Origin of the sequence: Mesorhizobium sanjuanii, assembly GCF_002529485.1 — a bacterium.
In the GTDB taxonomy this organism is placed as follows: Bacteria; Pseudomonadota; Alphaproteobacteria; order Rhizobiales; family Rhizobiaceae; genus Mesorhizobium; species Mesorhizobium sanjuanii.
This window is the reverse complement of the sequence record NZ_NWQG01000249.1, coordinates 1-15331: the sequence shown is the minus strand read 5'-3', so window position 1 is coordinate 15331 and position 15331 is coordinate 1. Positions and strand designations below refer to the sequence as shown.

The following is a 15331-nucleotide window of genomic DNA, read 5'->3' as shown; positions in this document are numbered from 1 at the left end:
GCCGTCGCATTTCATGCCTGAAGTGGCGGTGGCCACGATCGTCTTTGCGCTGGCGGTCACGGTCGGTATCGGCCTTGCCGGCACGTGGCGGGTGCTCGGCCACAAGGCGGCGCCGGTGCTGCGCAATCTCTGATTCGCAAGGGCAGGCTGAGCGGTATTTGATTAAATCTCGTTCATGTAGCGCCTTGAAAGCGAATAAAACCGGTTTTTCGAGGCCTCACGAAGCATTACACCCGGTTACGGTCTTGTTCTTGTCGTCAAGAACCATCATATTTCGCGGCAGGCATGCTGGAGCCCCGCCAGCGGCGCCTTGGTCCGAATTGACCTGACACCCGACGGGGCAGAAGCAATAGAGGACTACCATGGCTGAACCCATTCGCAACTACCAGACGCGCGCCGTGCCCGGTGCCGGCGTCGACGCCACTATCGACCAGGGCCTGCGCGCCTATATGGTCAAGGTCTACAATCTGATGGGGCTTGGCCTGCTCATCACAGGCCTGGCTGCTGTCGGCACGATCATGCTGGCCACCACCAGCGATCCGGCTTCGGCTGTCGCGACGCTGCCGAGCGGCGAAATGCTCACCTCGTTCGGCTACGCGATCTTCGGCTCGCCGCTGCGCTGGGTGGTGATGCTGGCCCCGCTGGCCGCCGTGCTGTTCCTGTCGTTCCGCGTCCAGTCGATGAGCGTCTCGGCCGCGCAGACCACGTTCTGGGTCTATGCCGGCCTGGTCGGCCTGTCGCTGTCGTCTATCTTCCTGGTCTATACCACGGCCAGCATTTCGCAGACGTTCTTCGCCACCGCCGCGGCCTTCGGCGCGCTGTCGCTCTACGGTTACACGACCAAGCGCGACCTGACCGCGTTCGGGTCGTTCCTGGTGATGGGCGTGTTCGGCCTGATCATCGCGATGGTGATCAACATCTTCCTGCAGTCGTCGGCTTTGTCCTTCGCCGTCTCGGCGCTGGGCGTGCTGATCTTTTCGGGCCTGACCGCCTATGACACGCAGAAGATCAAGGAGATGTATTTCGAGGGCGACGCCACCGATGTCGCCGGCCGCAAGGCGATCATGGGCGCGCTGACGCTCTATCTCGACTTCATCAACCTGTTCATGTTCCTGCTGCAGTTCATGGGCGACCGTCGCTAAAGGCGTAGGTCGATCCAACTGGACCAGCGAGTTTGGAAAGGGCGGCCCAACGGTCGCCCTTTCCTTTTGTGCCTGCCTTTGCTGTTATTGGAGGCAGATGAACGTTTGCATAAATTATGAGCAGTATCACGATACGGCCCGCAACGGCCGCGGACCTCGACCGGATCACGGAAATCTATGCCGACGCGGTGATTCATGGCACCGCGAGCTACGAGCTGGAGCCGCCGAGCCGTGCCGAAATGGGCGCGCGATTCGACAGCCTGAAGGCGGGCGGCTTTCCCTATCTGGTGGCGGAAAAGGATGGCGCCGTGCTCGGCTATGCCTATGCAGGCGCCTTCCGGCCACGCCCGGCGTACCGCTTTGTCGTAGAGGATTCCGTTTATGTCGCGCCCGAAGCCAAGGGTCAGGGTGTCGGGCTCAAGCTGATGCAGGGGCTGGTCGATGCGGCGAGGGCGGCGGGCTTCCGCCAGGTCATTGCGGTGATCGGCGACGGCCGTCCAGACAGCGCCTCGGTGCGGCTGCATGAAAAGCTCGGCTTTCGCCATTCGGGTCGCCTGGAGGGCTCCGGCTACAAGCACGGGCGCTGGCTGGACACGGTATTCATGCAACTGTCGATCAATGACGGGGCGCTGGCTCCGCCTGATCCCAACTCGCTGCCCGAGCAGAGATTTCTAAAACAGAAACAGTGAGTTAAGCCTTGACCAGCTTCAGCTTGCCGTCGAAGACGCCAAGCACGCGGCCGAGCTCCTGGCCGCGCTTGAGGATGCGGCCGCCGGCGGCAATGACGGCGAAAGCGCCTTGCTTGCGGGCCAGCTTCGGATCCTTGACGATCTGGAACAAAGGCACCTCGCTGGCGCGGCGGAACACGGAAAACACAGCACGGTCGGCAAGATGATCGATGGCATAGTCGCGCCATTCATTGGCGGCGACCATGCGTCCGTAAAGCCTGAGAATCTGGTCCAGTTCGCGCCGGTCGAAGCGCACCGGCTGGTCGAGGCGTTCGCGTCTTGCCTCATGCAACGGGATCAATATTGCGGATGCGTCCCCATCCTCCGTCCCGCTGCCGCGATCAGTCATGCCTCGATCCTTCGAATGAATCTCTCGCCGACCAAAGTTGACGCTTTCGGCATGGAATTGCAAGGCCCGGTCGGGTAATGGCGGCGTTGGGGCCGTTTCCGATGTGTCCAGTCACGTTTTGAAACGATCGTTGGAATTGGTGATGGTCTGCCACAATTCTGCCTTTTTTTATCCGCGCTCATGCCCCAATGTCCGACGAATTTACCGGCGTTGCCTGAGACGGTTCGGTCCGGCACCGGCTCGTAAACCCCAAGCCCCCCGCCCACGGGTCTGCGTCGGATCGAACCAACCTCGGTTTCCCCCAGGGGAAAATCGGGTGCGACGATCCCAAAACCTAAATGACCGACGTCAGAAGCAAGCTGACGTCGGTTTTTTATTGGCTGGGCTGGATCTTTCCTTCTCCCACAAAGGCCCCCCGGGGGGAGAAGGAAGAGACGGTGGTTAAGGCTTGCGGATGAAGGCGGCGCCGAGGATGGGGCCGGGCAGGCCGTCCTTGCCAACCGACTGCAAAAGCACGGCGCAGCCGCCCTTCTTCTTGGAAATCTCGCTCATCGGCAATTCGTAGCGCTGCGCCTTGCCGTGCCACATGCCGGCGGTCTGGATGCCGGAGACGGCGTTCCAGTAGGTCATGCTGCGGCCGGTATTCTCGCCCTTGGCGATCGTGACCGTCTGCGGCGGGTCGAAATAGACGATGACGACGTGGGCGTCGCTGGGGCCGGTTCCGGCATCGCCGGTATCGATCATGACGCGGTCGCTGGTGCGGCTGACCTTGATGCCGACCCGCATGCCTTCGCCTGATTTCTCCATGCGGGCGAGCGCGCCATCGACGTCCCTGCGGCTGGCGCCGTTGACATGGCTGCGCCCATTGATGACGGCCTGCGGCGTATAGACGGACCGGCTGCCGAAAGCGCGCATATAGTCATACTGCCGCTCGGTGTTCTCCTTGCGGCTGAGCGTGTCCTGCCAGCCGAGATAGTCCCAGTAGTCGACATGATAGGCGAGCGCGACGATGTCCCCCTTGGCGGCAAGCTCGGTAAAGAACTCGTCGGCCGGCGGGCAGGAATTGCAGCCCTGGCTGGTGAAAAGCTCGACCACGCCCAAGGGCCGGTCAGACTGGAGCTTGTCAGTCTGGGGCTTGTCGGCCTCGCCGGCAAGGCCATTGCCGGCAAGCACCGAGAAGGCCAGCGCAAAGGCCGCAAGCCGCAATGGTCTTCGAGATGTCATGACCGTTCCAATTCCCGCCGGTGATGCCGGCCTTGTTCTGATTGCTGAAATATGTGGCAGAAGCGACAGTCAACGTGAAGTCACGTTGCGGTGAAATTTTGCCGTTGCAACCACCGGCAAAGCAGCCATAGGAAAGGCCTGCACTCCAAGGTAGCGACAGATTCGGGCGGCAATATCAGCATGTGGCAAACTTTCCTGACGCCGATCGACCTCTATTGCGAGCGGACCGGACCGGAATTCTGGGCCGAACCGGTTAATGCCTTGACCAATCTCGCCTTCATCGCGGCCGGACTGTGGGGTGTTCGGGAAGTGCGGCGGCGCGGCACCGGCACCTTCGCCGAGGTGCTGGCCTGGTGGGTGGTGGCGATCGGCATCGGCTCGGCGCTGTTCCACACCTTTGCCAATCACGGCACCGTCTGGGCCGATGTGCTGCCGATCGCCGGCTTCACGCTGGCCTACACGCTGTTCAACCTGCGCCGCTTCCTCGGCATGAAATGGGGCAAGGCGATCGTCGTCTTCGTCGCCTTCTATGCCGTCGCCGGGCTCATCACCTTCGCCGTGCCGGATTGGCTGCGCCAGGCCTCGAACGGCACGACCGGCTATCTGCCGCCGTTCCTGGCGCTTGCCTTCTTCGGCGCCTGGGTGGCGGCCAGCGGCAACCGCGCCGGCTGGTACAATCTGGCGGGCTCGGCGATCTTCGTCGTGTCGGTGATCTGCAGGATGATCGACCCACTGGTTTGCGGCAGCTTTCCGCTCGGCACGCATTTCCTGTGGCACATTCTCAATGCCGTGATGCTCGGCGTGCTTTTGGCGGCGACGGCGCGGTTTGGGAAGGCAGGATTTAAGGGAATAGGGGAGTAAGGCAGTAGGGGAAGAGGAGCCAGCGGCGGGGCGACTTTTCCCTACTGCCCTATTCCCTTACTCCCCTACTCCCCTTGTTGCTTCAAGCAGCAAGATCGCGCAGAACGTACTGCAGAATGCCGCCGTTCTTGAAGTAGTCGAGCTCGTCCAGCGTATCGATGCGGCAGATGATCGGCACATTCTTCACCGTGCCGTCGCCATAGGTGATCCTGGCGACCATTTTCTGGCGCGGCTTGATGGCGTCCAGCCCGTCGATCTCGACCAGCTCGTCACCCTTGAGATTGAGCGAGGCCCAGGAAGTGCCTTCCTCGAAGACGAAGGGGATGACGCCCATGCCGACCAGGTTCGAGCGATGGATGCGCTCGAAGGACTGGGCGATGACGGCGCGGACACCCAGAAGATTGGTGCCCTTGGCGGCCCAGTCACGCGACGAGCCGTTGCCATATTCGACGCCGGCGAAGATGACCAGCGGCACGCCTTCCTTCTTGTATTCCATGGCGGCGTCGTAGATCGACGTCTCTTCCTTCGACGGATAGTGGATGGTGTAGCCACCCTCGCGGCCATTCTCGCCCAGCATGTGGTTGCGGATGCGGATATTGGCGAAGGTGCCGCGCATCATCACCTCATGATTGCCGCGGCGCGTGCCGTACTGGTTGAAGTCGGCGACGCCGACGCCATGGTCGGTCAAATATTTGCCTGCCGGCGACGCCGCCTTGATGGAGCCCGCCGGCGAGATGTGGTCGGTGGTGATCTTGTCGCCGAACAGGCCGAGAACGCGGGCGCCCTTGATGTCGCCGATCTTGCCGAAGCCCGAGGTCATGCCGGCGAAATAGGGCGGGTTCTGCACATAGGTCGAATTGTCGTCCCAGGCATAGGTCTGGCCTTCCGGCGCCTGGACCTTCTGCCAGTGCTCGTCGCCCTTGAAGACGTCGGCATATTTGCGGGCGAACAGTTCGCGGGTGACGTTCTTCTCGATGAATTCCTGGATCTCGGCCGAGCTCGGCCAGATATCCCTAAGATAGACCGGATTGCCGTTCTTGTCCTCGCCGAGCGGCTCGGTGGTCAGGTCCCTGGTCACGGTTCCGGCCAGCGCGTGAGCGACGACCAGCGGCGGTGAGGCCAGATAGTTGGCCTGCACGTCGGGCGAGACGCGGCCTTCGAAATTGCGGTTGCCGGACAGCACAGCGGCAGCGATCAAGCCCTTGTCGTTGATGGTCTTGGAAATTGGCGCCGGCAGCGGGCCGGAATTGCCGATGCAGGTGGTGCAGCCGAAGCCGACCAGGTTGAAACCGATCTGGTCGAGCTCCTTCTGCAGGCCGGATTTCTCCAGATACTCGGCCACCACCTGGCTGCCCGGCGCCAGCGAGGTCTTGACCCACGGCTTCTGCTTGAGGCCGAGGCGGTTGGCGTTACGCGCCAAGAGCCCGGCGCCGATCAGCACGCTCGGGTTCGAGGTGTTGGTGCAGGAGGTGATGGCGGCGATGACGACATCGCCATGGCCGAGATCGTACGAGGTGCCTTCGACGGCGTAGCGCTTGTCGATTTCGGCGGCCTTCTTGTATTCGGTCTCCATCGCCTTGGCGAAGCCGGCCGGAATGCCCTCCAGCGCAACGCGGCCTTCCGGACGCTTGGGGCCGGCCATCGAGGGCACGACATCGCCGAGATCGAGCTCGAGCAGGTCGGTAAACACCGGGTCGGCCGAGCCGGTGTCGCGCCACATGCCTTGCGCCTTCGCGTATGCCTCGACCAGGGCGATGCGGTTCTCGTCGCGGCCGGACATGGTGAGGTAGCGGATGGTTTCTGAGTCGACCGGGAAGAAGCCGCAGGTGGCGCCATATTCGGGCGCCATGTTGCCGATGGTGGCGCGGTCGGCCAGCGTCATGTTGGAGAGACCCGGACCGAAGAATTCGACGAACTTGCCGACGACGCCCTTCTTGCGCAGCATCTGCGTGACGGTGAGCACCAGGTCGGTGGCGGTGACGCCCTCCTTCAGCCTGCCGGTGAGGCGGAAGCCGATGACCTCGGGCAACAGCATGGAGACGGGCTGGCCGAGCATGGCGGCCTCGGCCTCGATGCCGCCGACGCCCCAGCCGAGAACGCCGAGGCCGTTGATCATGGTGGTGTGCGAATCGGTGCCGACGCAGGTGTCGGGATAGGCGGTGGTTTCGCCGTCCTCGCTATTGGTCCACACGACCTGGCCGAGATATTCGAGATTGACCTGATGGCAGATGCCGGTGCCGGGCGGCACGACACGGAAGTTGCGGAAGGCCTGCTGGCCCCATTTCAGGAATTTGTAGCGCTCCTCGTTGCGCTCATATTCGAGTTCGACATTCCTGGCGAAAGCCATCGGCGTGCCGAACTCATCGACGATGACGGAGTGGTCGATGACCAGGTCGACCGGCACAAGCGGATTGATCTTCTGCGGGTCGCCGCCGAGCGAGGCCATGGCGTCACGCATGGCGGCGAGATCGACAACGGCGGGAACGCCGGTGAAATCCTGCATCAGCACGCGGGCCGGGCGATAGGCGATCTCGACGCCGGCGGTGCCCTTGTCGGTCAGCCAGCCGGCGACCGCCTGGATGCTTTCCTTGGTGACGGAACGGCCGTCCTCGTTGCGCAAAAGGTTCTCCAGCAGCACCTTCATCGAATAGGGCAGCAGGGCGATGCCGGTCAGGCCGTTCTTCTCGGCCTCGATGAGGTCGAAATAGGCATAATCGGCGCCGCCCGCGGTCAGGGTGCGGCGGCAATTGAAACTGTCGAGGGATTTTGACACGTGCGATCCGTCCTTGTCTGTTCAGCCTGAAAGGGAACGGACGCCGATGGCATGCAATCACGCGCAAAGGTGCGGGTACGGCCATTTCCGCTGTCCGTTCCCAAGCAACTCGAGCCGTTCAAGGCGGCGCGTGCGCTGGTTCGGCGCAAATTCTGTTCCCGTGCCGACCGCTGGCACGGATGCCACGCATATAGAGAATTTCCTGGAATAGTTCTAGACAGTCGAAAGGCTATTTTGTGCGATGCGGTGCCTGCCGCGGCGCGGTGTTTTCGGGACGGGCAAGGAATGCGGCTGATCGCCGAAAATCTGGGCGGCGAACGGGGTGGCGAAACGGTGTTTTCCGGCATCGGCTTTGCTCTCGAGCAAGGCCAGGCGCTTGTTGTCACCGGCCCGAACGGCGTGGGCAAATCGACGCTGCTCAGGGTCATCGCCGGACTGCTGCCGGCAGCGGAAGGCCGGGTGCGGATCGAGGGTGGGCCTGAGGATTTCCCGTCGGTCGCCTCGGCCTGCCATTATCTCGGCCACCAGAACGCGATGAAGCCGGCGCTGAGCGTAGCGGAAAACCTGCGCTTCTGGCGCGATTTTTCGGGCGAGCCGGCGCTGAGCGTCGAAGAGGCGCTGGAAACCGTCGGGCTTGATGGCATCGGCCATCTGCCGTTCGGGTATCTGTCGACGGGGCAGCGCCGCCGCGCCGCCATCGCAAAATTGCTGGTCAGCCGGCGGCCGCTGTGGCTGCTCGACGAGCCGACGGCGGGGCTGGACAAGGCTTCGGAAGGGCGGTTTGGCGGGGTGATGACGAAGCACTGTCGGGATGGAGGGATGATTGTCGCAGCGACGCATCTGCCGCTGGGGATCGAAGGGGCGAGGGCGTTGGTGATGGGGGAAGCCGCATGATGTCGGCACTCTACGGCGCCCCCCTCTGTCCTGCCGGACATCTCCCCCACTTGGGGGGAGATTGGTGGTTTCGGCGCCCCGCTCATCTTTGCGACACTGGTGATTGGCGAAAGGCTGGGCGACAGCCGATCTCCCCCCTCGTGGGGGAGATGTCCGGCAGGACAGAGGGGGGCGCGAAGGAACGCCTGCCTCAACAAAGGACCACATCGTAATGTGGTCGCTCTTCTTGCGCGACATCCGCCTCTCGATCCGCGCCGGCGGCGGCGCATTGACCGGCGTCATTTTCTTCCTGGCGGTGATCGTCACCATTCCGTTCGGCGTCGGACCCGATCTCAACCTGCTTGCCCGCATCGGTCCGGCAATCCTCTGGATTTCTGCCCTGCTCGCCTGCCTGCTCGGCCTCGACCGGCTGTTCCAGGCCGACCGCGAGGACGGCTCGCTCGATCTTCTGGTGCTCGGCAACGACCGGCACATGCTGGCGCTGACGGTGCTGGTGAAATGCCTGGCGCATTGGGCGGGCAGCGTGTTGCCGCTAGTGATCGCGGCGCCCTTGCTCGGTCTGTTCATGAACATGGCGCCGGTCGGCATCGGCGCGACGGCGCTGACCCTTTTGGTCGGCACGCCGGCGATCACCTTCATCGGTGCGGCTGGTGCGGCGGTGGCGGTGGCGTTGCCGCGCGGCGGGCTCTTGATCTCGGTGCTGGTGCTGCCGCTGATCATCCCGGTGCTGATCTTCGGCGTCTCTGCAAGCTATGGCGCGGTGGCGGACCCCGATCCGTTCCTGCAGCCTTTCCTCATTCTTGCCGCGCTGACCCTGTTTCTTGCCGTACTGGGGCCGGTGGCGGCGGCGCTGGCGCTACGCCACGGGACGGACTAGGGCAATGGCTGCGGCGCGGCGGTCGATTGCGAAGCCGATGGCGCAAGGTTAAGGGATAAGCATGTTCGAACGAGGCGATATGCTCGGGCTGGAAAGCGGTGCGCTCGCGGAGCAGCAGGCATGAGCGTGCATGCGCTCTATGTGATGGCCGCCTATGCCATCACGGCCGTGGTTCTGGCCGGGCTGATCGGCTGGATCCTCATCGACCAGCGGGCGCGCAAACGCGATCTCGCCGAACTGGAAGCATCAGGCGTGCGACGCCGCTCCGACAAGACCTCCAAGCCATGAGGGCCGCCAAGCCAATGAGCAGCGAACCATGAGCATCGAAACCGAAACACCGGCGCGGAGCCGTCGCCTGATCGTGCTGTTGCCGCTGCTGGTCTTCCTCGCGCTGGCCGGGCTGTTCCTGTCGCAGCTCTTGTCCGGCCGCGACGTTTCGGAAGTGCCGTCGGCGCTGATCGGCCTGCCGGCGCCGCAGACGAACCTGCCGGCGCTGGAGGGTGTGAACCTGCCCGGCCTCGATTCGGAAGCCTTCGCCGGCAAGGTCACGCTGGTCAATGTCTTTGCGTCATGGTGCGCGCCGTGCCGGGAAGAGCACCCGGTCCTGCTGGCGCTATCGCAGGACAAGCGCTTCACCATGGCGGCGCTGAACTACAAGGACCAGCCGGAAAATGCCCGCCGCTTCCTTGGCGATCTCGGCAATCCGTTCCAGGCGATCGGTGTCGACGAAGCGGGGCGCGCGGCAATCGACTGGGGTGTCTACGGCGTGCCGGAAACCTTCGTCATCGGCAAGGACGGCAAGATCGCCTACAAACATGTCGGTCCGCTGACACCAGAGTCAGCGCGGACGCTGCTGTTGCCACAGATCGAGAAAGCGCTGGCGGCGCCGGGTTAAGGCGACCCCCTTACGTCGTCATTCTAGGGCGAAGCAAGGAGCGAAGCGACGCGGCGCAGACCCTAGAATCCATGCCGTGACATTGACCGAAGAACGTGACGGTCCAAGATAGACGCTCGGCTAGCGCGCGGAATCACGGACCACCGCAAACAAACTTCTGCACCGCTGCGACGCTCGAATGTCACGGCATGGATCCTTGGGTCTTCGCTCCGCTTCGCGTCGCTACGCCCAAGGATGACGAACGTGACAGACCGCATCCGGCGGCCAAGAGGCTCAGCCGTAGATCTGCTTGTGGACCTGGTAGAGCATTTCCGAGCGGTCGGCGCGCATGTCGGCCAGATCGCGGCTGGAAAAGCTGTCGATTTCGGCGACGAGGCGGTTGTAGTGGCGGCGCTTTGCGATGCTTGCGCGGGCGCGGCTCATGAGGCTGTCGAGGATCATAGCAAGGTTCCTTCTGTGCCGCGTGCTCGCGGCCGGTTGTTCCTCCCTTGATCGATACGGAACATGACATAGTAATGGTGCGTTGCAAAAAGAAGATGTTGCAATGCACCATTGCGCTGCACGCATAGCGGGTTAACATCGCGGGCCGTGGTTTCAACGAAGCCTCATGCCCACCGCGTCCGCGCATCAAGCTTTTTTGTCCTACAAATTGCGAAGCTGCGACGCGATCGACCTTGCCATATCGATCGCCGGCTGGCTTGATCGCGCCGGCATTCTGGATTGATTGACTGGAGGAAACATGCCCGCCGAAGACTATGAAATTCTCGATCCGCGTTTCGCGCGGCTGTTCAACGGCAATGCGAATGTCGACAAGCTGTACACCGGGTGCCGGTGGGCCGAAGGGCCGGCATGGTTCGCGGCCGGCCGCTATGTGGTCTGGTCCGACATCCCCAACAACCGCATGCTGCGCTACGACGAGACCGACGGCAGCGTCGGCGTGTTCCGCCAGCCGTCCGGCAATTCCAACGGCAATACCGTCGACCGGCAGGGCCGGCTGGTCACCTGCGAGCATTCGGGCCGCCGCGTCAGCCGCACCGAGTATGACGGGTCGATCACCACCATCGCCGCCAAATGGCGCGGCAAGCGGTTCAACTCGCCCAACGACGCGGTGGTGAAGTCCGACGGCTCGATCTGGTTCACCGACCCGACCTACGGCATCGATACGGATTATGAGGGCGACAAGGCCGAGAGCGAGATCGGCGCCTGCCATGTCTACCGGGTCGATCCGGGCACCGGCGACGTCGAGGCGGTCATCACCGACATGGTCAGGCCCAACGGGCTCGCCTTCTCGCTCGACGAAAGCAAGCTCTATGTCGCCGACACCGGCCGCACGCATGGCGCGCAGAATCCGGCGCATATGCGGGTGTTCAATGTCGGCAAGGGCGGCAAGAAGGTTTCGGGAGAAAAGATCTTCGCCGATTGCACGGCCGGCCTGTTCGACGGTTTCCGGCTCGACGCGGACGGGCGCATCTGGACCAGTGCGGCCGACGGCATCCATTGCTACGATCCGGACGGCACGCTGATCGGCAAGGTCAAGGTGCCTGAGGTCACCGCCAATTGCGTGTTCGGTGGCAACAAACTCAATTGCCTCTACATCGCCGGCACGACTTCGCTTTACATGGTCCGGCTGATGGTCAACGGGGCCAAGACTTATTGAGGCTGCTCGAAACCCTTTTCTGGCGGCCTTTGACGGCGTTTCTGCGCTTACCCGCGGTGCCCGTTGCATTGCGGTTTCCGGTGCCACCGCCCGGTTCGCCAGAGCGAATTTCGAATCAGCTTGCTGACGGCAGCCAACAAAATTCAAAGGGAGAACGTCATGCCATTCGTCAACATCCGCATCGTCAAGGAAGTGATCGCCGCCGACCCCGCCGGCAAGAAGGCTGACATCGCCAAAAAGGTCACGGCGGCCATCATGGACGCCACCGGATTGGGCAATGACGACGTCTGGGTGGTCTTCGAGGAGGTCAACGCCCGCGACTGGTATGTCGGCAAGACCGATGTCGAGACGTTGCGGAAGGGTTAGCGCGCCTGCAATGTAGGATCCCGGCGCCCTTTCGTTCGTCATCCTCGGGCTTGACCCGAGGATCCATGCCGTAACCTTTGACGTAGAGTGCAGCGGTGCAGAATTCTGTAAACGTTGCAACGCCTTGACGTTACGGCATGGATCCTAGGGTCTGCGCCGCGTCGCTTCGCTCCTTGCTCCGCCCTAGGATGACGAGGCTATGTTTGCCTGCGGATACAATCGGCAAAGACCTGCACCGTCTCGCGCATCGCCCGCCGGTTTGCCGGCTCCGCCAGGATTTTCTCCACCTCCGGCGGTTTCTTGCCGAGCAGCGGAATTTCCAGCGCCACATCCTCATAAAGCGCGAAAGACATGGTGCGCATGATCTCGGCCAGGGCGGCGCGGGCAAACAGCGAGCGCGGCGAGGCGTGCACCAGCATGGCCGACTTGCCGACGGCGGCGTCGCGGGAGACCAGCCAGTCGAGTGTGTTCTTCAGGCCGCCCGGTACGCCATGGGCATATTCCGGGCAGGAGACAATGACGTCGTCGGCGTCGGACACCGCATCGATCAGCGCCAAGGCTTCGGCCGGCGTCTGTTCGCCCTCGTCGTCGGGATTGAAGATCGGCAATCGGCCGAGTCCGTCATAGACCGTGACACGGCAGCCGGGCGGTGCGTTTTGCGCCAGAGCCGCGATCAAAGCCGAATTGGTGGAGACGGCCCGCAGGTTCAGCAAGGGTGCGCTCTGACGTATCGTGGCCTGCGCGGACTACCACATCGTGTGTTTGTATTCCTCGTCCAGCCAGCGATCCGTCGCCTCGGCCGTATCGGCGACCGCCAGCTGGTCGCGCAGGATCTGGCCGAGCGTCGGCAGCGTCGCGCGATCGTACCAGGTTTCCGGTTTCCACAGATCGGAGCGCATGAAGGCCTTGGCGCAATGCATGTAGGCGGCCTTGACCGACACCACGACGATGCTCTGCGGCTCCTTGCCGTCGACCGCGAGGCGCTCGCGCAAGCCGGCATCGACGGTGATGCGGGCATCGCCATTGACGCGCAGCGTCTCGTTCATGCCCGGAATGAGGAACAGCAGTCCGATCGACGGGTTGAGAAGAATGTTCTCCAGCGTGTCCAGCCGGTTGTTGCCGGGCCGGTCGGGGATGGCGATGGTCCTCTCGTCGAGCACGGCGGCAAAACCCGGCCTGTCGCCCTTCGGCGTCACGTCGGCATTGCCGGCGCCGTCGGAGGAGCCGATCAGCACGAAGGGGCTCTTGCCGATGAAGGAGCGGCAGTGGCCGTCCAGCGCCCGCAACTCCTTGCGAATCGAACCGTCGGTCGGTCGCGGCGTCTTGTAGATCGTCCTCAGCTCGTCGCGCGTGGTGATGAACTCCATCCCCGTCTCCTCTTATTCTGACGCAATCGCCTAGGGAAGCGCTGCGCGCTTTCCCGGGAATTGCTCTATTCGCCGGCCTTTTCCGCCTTCTCGGTCTTGTCCTCAAGCGAATGGCGCAGGATCAGCGGCATCTGGCTGAAGGTGAACAGAAGCGTGATCGGCATGATGCCCCAGACCTTGAAGGTAACCCATGCATCGGTGGAAAAATTCCGCCAGACCACTTCGTTGACAAGGGCCAGGAACAGGAAGAACAGACCCCAGCGGAAGGTGAGCTTGCGCCAGCCCTCGGCATCGAGGTTGAAGGCCGAATCGAAGACATAGCCGAGCAGCGATTTGCCGAAGAACAGGCCGCCGAGCAACACGCCGCCGAACAGCGTGTTGACGATGGTCGGCTTCATCTTGATGAAGATGTCGTCCTGCAGATAGAGCGTCAGCGCGCCGAAGACGAGGACGACGACGCCCGACACCATCGGCATGATCGGCAGCGTGCGGGTGAGCAGCCAGGACACGATCAGCGCGATCGCGGTGGCGGCCATGAACAGGCCGGTGGCGACGAAGATCGGCCCGCCGAATTCGGCAAGGGCAGGAAATTTCTGCGTCAGCCACTCGCCGCGCGCATTGGCGAAGAAGAACACCATCAGCGGGCCGAGCTCCAGCACCAGCTTGAGCAGCGGATTGACGCCTTCCTTCTTCTGCTTTTGCGGGTCCGACGGGTCGCGTTCGAGAATGGGCGGGTTCATGGTTTCCTTCTTACGCATGATCTTGTCCAAAAAGCCTGTGACTTCTTGCTTTCGCTGACCTTCGGTTTGGGATCATGCTTTTTAGGCCACTCCAGCGATCGCCCTGGCGAACTCGCTTGCCGAGAAAGGTTCGAGGTCGTCGACCTGTTCGCCGACGCCGATGAAATAGACCGGCAATTTATGCTTTGCCGCGATCGCCACCAGAATACCGCCGCGCGCCGTGCCGTCCAGCTTGGTCATCACCAGGCCGTTGACGCCGGCGACATTGCGGAAGATCTCGACCTGGTTGAGCGCGTTCTGGCCGGTGGTGGCGTCGACCGTCTGCAGCACCGTGTGCGGCGCTTCGGGGTCGAGCTTGCCCAGCACGCGCACGATCTTCTCCAGTTCCGCCATCAGCTCGGTCTTGTTCTGCAAGCGGCCGGCGGTGTCGATGATCAGCACGTCGGAGCCGGCTTCCCTGGCCCGCTCGAAGGCGTCGTAGGCGAGGCCGGCGGCGTCGGCGCCGAGTTTCGAGGCAATGACCGGCGATTTCGTGCGTTCGCCCCAGATCTTCAACTGTTCGATAGCGGCGGCTCGAAAAGTGTCGCCGGCGGCGAGCATCACCGACAGACCGCCATCGGTGAGCTTGGCCGCCAGCTTGCCGATGGTCGTGGTCTTGCCGGTGCCGTTGACGCCGACGACCAGGATGACATGCGGCTTGTGGGAGAGATCGAGCTCCAGCGGCATGGCGACATGGGTCAGCACCTTCTCCACCTCGGCCGCCATGATGGCGCGCACTTCGGTATCGGACACGTCCTTGCCGTAGCGGCTGGCGGCCAGCGCATCGGTGACGCGCAGGGCGGTCTCCATGCCGAGGTCGGCGCGGATCAGCACGTCCTCCAGATCCTGCAGCGTGTCCTCGTCGAGCTTCCTTTTGGTGAAGACGCCGGCAATGTTGCCGGTGAGCTCGCGGGACGAACGGGCGAGCCCGTCCTTCATGCGCTGGAACCACGAGCGCCTCTGTGCCGGTTCCGGCGCCTTCTGCGGTTCCGCTTTCTGCTCGACCTTCCTGGTTACCGTCACCCTCCCAGGGACGGGGGCGGTTTTGGGTTGTGGGGCTGGCTGGGGCGCTGGTATGGCCTCCGGCTCGGGCGCGATTTCGGCACGGACCGGCTGTGTCTCCACCGGTGCCGGCTGTCGAATGGGGGGCGGGATTTCGGCCGGCGGGGCTTCTTGTTCAGGCGCGGCCAGGGACGGCTCGACGACAGGCTGCGGTACGGGCTCTGCGATGGAGGCGGGCGCTACCTCCTCCTTCTTGAGAGGAGGTTCGAGCGTCGGCGCAGCTTCGATCTCCGGAGCAATCTCGGCGCGCAGCGGCTCCGGATCGATGGGAGCAGGCTGGCGAACGGGCGGCAAAACTTCGGCCGGAGGAATTTCGGGCGCCGGCGTCTCCGCCGGAACCTCCACAGGCGGCGTCGG

At 63.3% G+C, this 15331-nt stretch carries 17 protein-coding genes; 9 read left to right on the top strand and 8 right to left on the bottom strand.

Annotation, left to right across the window (positions count from 1 at the left end; translation table 11 throughout):
• Nucleotides 1–362 precede the first annotated feature (362 nt).
• The gene (locus CN311_RS29390) at nt 363–1142 is read left to right on the top strand and encodes a Bax inhibitor-1/YccA family protein (protein ID WP_097577112.1); all 780 of its coding nucleotides are present in this window, start codon (nt 363–365) and stop codon (nt 1140–1142) included.
• 116 nt (nt 1143–1258) lie between these two features.
• Nucleotides 1259–1831, top strand: coding sequence for a GNAT family N-acetyltransferase (locus tag CN311_RS29385; protein WP_097577111.1), 573 nt, complete (start codon nt 1259–1261; stop codon nt 1829–1831).
• Nucleotide 1832: 1 nt separating this feature from the next.
• Here CN311_RS29385 and CN311_RS29380 read toward each other — a convergent pair whose 3' ends face one another.
• Nucleotides 1833–2219, bottom strand: a complete 387-nt coding sequence (locus CN311_RS29380; RefSeq protein WP_097577110.1) for a DUF2794 domain-containing protein — start codon at nt 2217–2219, stop codon at nt 1833–1835.
• A gap of 441 nt (nt 2220–2660) precedes the next feature.
• Nucleotides 2661–3443 (bottom strand): DUF1223 domain-containing protein, encoded by a 783-nt coding sequence (locus tag CN311_RS29375; RefSeq protein ID WP_097577109.1) that lies wholly within the window; start codon nt 3441–3443, stop codon nt 2661–2663.
• Nucleotides 3444–3623: 180 nt separating this feature from the next.
• Between CN311_RS29375 and CN311_RS29370 the strand changes: the two genes are divergently transcribed.
• A complete protein-coding gene (locus CN311_RS29370) occupies nt 3624–4304 on the top strand; it encodes a ceramidase domain-containing protein (protein WP_097577108.1) in 681 nt (226 codons plus the stop codon).
• A gap of 82 nt (nt 4305–4386) precedes the next feature.
• On the opposite strand, the gene acnA is transcribed toward CN311_RS29370, so the two are convergent.
• Nucleotides 4387–7077, bottom strand: coding sequence for an aconitate hydratase AcnA (gene acnA / locus CN311_RS29365; RefSeq protein WP_097577107.1), 2691 nt, complete (start codon nt 7075–7077; stop codon nt 4387–4389).
• Between the two features lie 285 nt (nt 7078–7362).
• On the opposite strand from acnA, the gene ccmA reads away from it, so the two are divergent.
• From ccmA to CN311_RS29340, 4 genes are all read left to right on the top strand, one after another.
• On the top strand, nt 7363–7971 hold the full coding sequence (gene ccmA / locus CN311_RS29360; protein WP_097577106.1) for a heme ABC exporter ATP-binding protein CcmA: 609 nt from the start codon (nt 7363–7365) through the stop codon (nt 7969–7971).
• Between the two features lie 211 nt (nt 7972–8182).
• Nucleotides 8183–8848, top strand: a complete 666-nt coding sequence (gene ccmB / locus CN311_RS29350) for a heme exporter protein CcmB (protein WP_097577105.1) — start codon at nt 8183–8185, stop codon at nt 8846–8848.
• 120 nt (nt 8849–8968) lie between these two features.
• Nucleotides 8969–9136 (top strand): heme exporter protein CcmD, encoded by a 168-nt coding sequence (gene ccmD, locus CN311_RS29345; RefSeq protein ID WP_097577104.1) that lies wholly within the window; start codon nt 8969–8971, stop codon nt 9134–9136.
• Between the two features lie 28 nt (nt 9137–9164).
• Nucleotides 9165–9743: a DsbE family thiol:disulfide interchange protein gene (locus CN311_RS29340; RefSeq protein ID WP_097577103.1), complete on the top strand. Its 579-nt coding sequence runs from the start codon at nt 9165–9167 to the stop codon at nt 9741–9743.
• 273 nt (nt 9744–10016) lie between these two features.
• Here CN311_RS29340 and CN311_RS29335 read toward each other — a convergent pair whose 3' ends face one another.
• On the bottom strand, nt 10017–10184 hold the full coding sequence (locus CN311_RS29335) for a hypothetical protein (protein ID WP_008873374.1): 168 nt from the start codon (nt 10182–10184) through the stop codon (nt 10017–10019).
• Between the two features lie 298 nt (nt 10185–10482).
• Between CN311_RS29335 and CN311_RS29330 the strand changes: the two genes are divergently transcribed.
• Together CN311_RS29330 and CN311_RS29325 are read left to right on the top strand one after the other, a co-directional pair.
• On the top strand, nt 10483–11400 hold the full coding sequence (locus tag CN311_RS29330; protein WP_097577102.1) for an SMP-30/gluconolactonase/LRE family protein: 918 nt from the start codon (nt 10483–10485) through the stop codon (nt 11398–11400).
• Between the two features lie 159 nt (nt 11401–11559).
• A complete protein-coding gene (locus CN311_RS29325; protein ID WP_013892236.1) occupies nt 11560–11766 on the top strand; it encodes a tautomerase family protein in 207 nt (68 codons plus the stop codon).
• 197 nt (nt 11767–11963) lie between these two features.
• Here CN311_RS29325 and CN311_RS29320 read toward each other — a convergent pair whose 3' ends face one another.
• The 4 genes from CN311_RS29320 to ftsY form a co-directional block, all read right to left on the bottom strand.
• A complete protein-coding gene (locus CN311_RS29320) occupies nt 11964–12479 on the bottom strand; it encodes an NADPH-dependent FMN reductase (protein WP_245440989.1) in 516 nt (171 codons plus the stop codon).
• A 33-nt stretch (nt 12480–12512) separates the two neighbouring features.
• Nucleotides 12513–13133, bottom strand: a complete 621-nt coding sequence (locus CN311_RS29315; RefSeq protein ID WP_097577100.1) for a pyridoxamine 5'-phosphate oxidase family protein — start codon at nt 13131–13133, stop codon at nt 12513–12515.
• A 65-nt stretch (nt 13134–13198) separates the two neighbouring features.
• Nucleotides 13199–13873: a septation protein A gene (locus CN311_RS29310; RefSeq protein WP_097577113.1), complete on the bottom strand. Its 675-nt coding sequence runs from the start codon at nt 13871–13873 to the stop codon at nt 13199–13201.
• A gap of 81 nt (nt 13874–13954) precedes the next feature.
• Nucleotides 13955–15331: signal recognition particle-docking protein FtsY (gene ftsY, locus CN311_RS29305; RefSeq protein ID WP_097577099.1), on the bottom strand; the 1377-nt coding region annotated here is incomplete at its 5' end.